The sequence below is a fragment of the Citrobacter sp. wls826 genome (genome assembly GCF_005281245.1).
GTDB classification, from domain to species: domain Bacteria; phylum Pseudomonadota; class Gammaproteobacteria; order Enterobacterales; family Enterobacteriaceae; genus Citrobacter; species Citrobacter braakii.
In genome coordinates this window covers 114,519-114,918 of the sequence record NZ_SZWS01000024.1, presented here as the reverse complement: position 1 = coordinate 114,918, position 400 = coordinate 114,519, and the positions used below count along the sequence as shown (strand labels likewise).

At 56.8% G+C, this 400-nt stretch carries 1 protein-coding gene; it reads right to left on the bottom strand.

Going from position 1 to position 400, the window contains the following annotated elements; translation table 11 throughout:
* Window positions 1-96 precede the first annotated feature (96 nt).
* The coding region (locus tag FDW87_RS21860; RefSeq protein WP_252363024.1) for an L-serine ammonia-lyase, iron-sulfur-dependent, subunit alpha at window positions 97-400 on the bottom strand (304 nt) is incomplete at its 5' end.

The window sequence follows — 400 nt, the reverse complement described above, 5'->3', positions numbered from 1 at the left end:
GGCGGATGCCGAGCTACGGCTGGAAGACGAAGAAGCCGCCTGAAAAGGCGGCTTAGAGTTATGCCGGGGGCGATTCCGCCTTATCCGGCCTGCAGATTAATGTGCCTTACTGGCCATGATCTCAATGATCTGCTTGTCGGTTTCCTGCATCGAGCGACACGCCAGCGCACACAGGTTCGTGATCGATTGCTCCACGTTATGTGCCACAATCCCTTCATTGCCGGTCACAGCGGTATCATCCAGCGCCATCAGCACCGCTTTCCACGCCGCAGATGCGCTGGTTGAAACTTTCATCGCGCAGCTGTTTGAGGCGCCATCGCAAATCATTCCGCTCACGTCGCCAATCATGCTGCTGATTGCCATCGCGATGGTGTTGTAGCGACCATCAACGATCCACGCC